The sequence below is a fragment of the Nocardioides sp. genome (assembly GCF_031422975.1).
Lineage (GTDB): Bacteria > Actinomycetota > Actinomycetes > Propionibacteriales > Nocardioidaceae > Nocardioides.
The window spans coordinates 1-2,080 of sequence record NZ_JANPEO010000053.1 but is presented as its reverse complement, the minus strand read 5'-3'; the positions used below and the strand labels follow the sequence as shown (position 1 = coordinate 2,080).

At 70.4% G+C, this 2,080-nt stretch carries 3 protein-coding genes; 1 reads left to right on the top strand and 2 read right to left on the bottom strand.

Translation table 11 applies throughout. The features are described from left to right. Positions 1-656: class I SAM-dependent methyltransferase (locus RMO85_RS01835; protein ID WP_310526107.1), on the bottom strand; the 656-nt coding region annotated here is incomplete at its 3' end. 27 nt (positions 657-683) lie between these two features. Between RMO85_RS01835 and RMO85_RS01830 the strand changes: the two genes are divergently transcribed. Then, positions 684-1,421 carry an oxidoreductase gene (locus tag RMO85_RS01830; RefSeq protein WP_310526105.1) on the top strand — a complete coding sequence of 246 codons (738 nt, stop codon included), beginning with the start codon at positions 684-686 and terminating at the stop codon, positions 1,419-1,421. Between the two features lie 254 nt (positions 1,422-1,675). On the opposite strand, the gene RMO85_RS01825 is transcribed toward RMO85_RS01830, so the two are convergent. Next, the coding region (locus tag RMO85_RS01825; protein ID WP_310526104.1) for a haloacid dehalogenase-like hydrolase at positions 1,676-2,080 on the bottom strand (405 nt) is incomplete at its 5' end.

The window sequence follows — 2,080 nt, the reverse complement described above, 5'->3', positions numbered from 1 at the left end:
CGCACCGCGTCGAGCTTGAGCTCGCGCTCTGCCTCGGGCAGCGAGGCGATGTAGGACCGGGAGGCGACCATGTCGACGAGGGTGTCGCGGGTGACGTCCTGCCAGAAGCTGAACGTCTCGCTCTCCACCTCGCCGAAGAGCTCGTGGCCCTCGAGGGCGCCCTGGGAGGTGGACGTCACGCTGTGCTCGCCCAGAACCTCGATCAGCTTGCGCACCCACGGGATGCGCCTGTCGAAGAAGTTCCACACGAGGGCGACGTGGCCGCCCGGCTTGAGGACGCGCGCCATCTCCGGGAGCGCCAGGTCGTGGTCGAACCAGTGGAAGGCCTGCGCCGCGATGACGACATCGACGCTGCGGTCGTTGGCGGGGATCTGCTCGGCGCCCGCCACCTTGGCGCTCACCTCGGGGACCCGATCCTGGAGCACTGCCAACATCTGCGGGTCCTTCTCGGTCGCGAAGACCGCGTGCCCCTGGTCGACCATCTGCCGGGTGAGCTTGCCGGTGCCCGCGCCGAGCTCGAGCACGATCTTGGCGTCGCCGTCGAGCAGCCACGCGACCGCATCCGCGGGATAGGACGGACGGCCGCGGTCGTAGGCCCCGGCCACGGCCCCGAAGGATTCCGAGAGACGCTTCATGTCGGGCTGCTCGTCAGTCACCCGGTTCAGGCTACTAGCGTCCTGCCCATGACCGCCCCCGTCGCTGACCCCCTCGCGTGGCTCGTCGACCTCGAGGGGGTGCCGTCGGCGTACGCCGCAGCGCGCGACGGCATCGACGTGATGCTGCGCGACCGCGGACTGCGACGGACGTCGCCCGAGATGACGGCCGAGTCGCTGCTCCGCGGGGCACATGCCACGGCCGTGCTGGAGGGGTCGGCGTCGTCGCTGGCCGACATCCGGGCAGGCTCCGGGGACGCGATCGCGCAGGACGCGCTCCGGCTCTCGGCCTCCCAGCTGGCGCTGGCACCGCTGCTGCGCACGGCACCCTTGCAGGCGATCGCCCGCCTGCACGCGGTCGTGGCCGCCGGCTCGGTGCCCTCTGAGTCGCTGGGTCGCCCCCGGGATGCGGCCTCAGCAGATCGGTTGCGCGGCGTCTCGGAGCTGCTGCTGTCCGCCACCACCGCGCCGGCCCTCCTGGTGGCGGCCGTCGTCCACGCCGATGTGGCGAGCGCCGCGCCCTTCGCCTCGCACAACGGGATCGTGGCGCGCGCTCTCGAACGGCTGGTGCTGGTCGCGCGCGGGGTCGATGCGAAGTCGCTGGTCGTGCCGGAGGCGGGCCACCTGGCGTTGCGGGCGGAGTACGAGTCCAACCTGAGGGCGTACGCCGACGGTGGCCCGCGGGGAGTGCACGCGTGGGTGATCTACGCCGCCGAGGCGTATGTCGCGGGTGCTGAGGCGTCGCCGCTGCGGCGTACGGCGGACTAGGTCTGTGGGGGAATGCGAACGGCACCCGACCACAGGGGTCGGATGCCGTCGCTGACACGTGACTGCTTGGCTACCAAGCGTGCAACATCTAACTGCTGTCCCGGGAGAATCCCGGTGACACGCACCCTCTTCGAAGGGTAGATCGCCGCGTGGGTACCCGGCTCACGTGCAAACTCTTGAGTTATGACCTTGTTTGTACGCCGTCTGGCGGCCACTCACAAGCCTTGACAACTCGGCGGGTTGGTGTGTGCCCGTCAGCCCTCGGAGCGCCGTTTGCGGGCGTTCGCCCACAGGACGCCCCCGGCAGCGAGGGCGCTGCCGACGGCGAGAGCCGCCAGTGTCTGCCTGGCGGGCGGGAACGACACACGACTGCGGAGCTCGACCGGCTTGTTGAAGACGAGGACCGGCCAGCCCCGCTCGACGGCGATCCGGCGGAGCTCCTTGTCGGGATTCACCGCGTGCGCATGGCCGACCGTCTCGAGCATGGCGACGTCGGTGACGGAGTCGCTGTAGGCGTAGCTGTTCTCGAGGTCGTAGCCCACGACGCGGGCGAGCTCCTCGATGGCCCGCGCCTTCTCCTCGGCGTAGGCGTAGTACTCGATCTCGCCGGAGTACTTGCCGTCGACGATCTCCATCCGGGTCGCGACGACCCGGTCGGC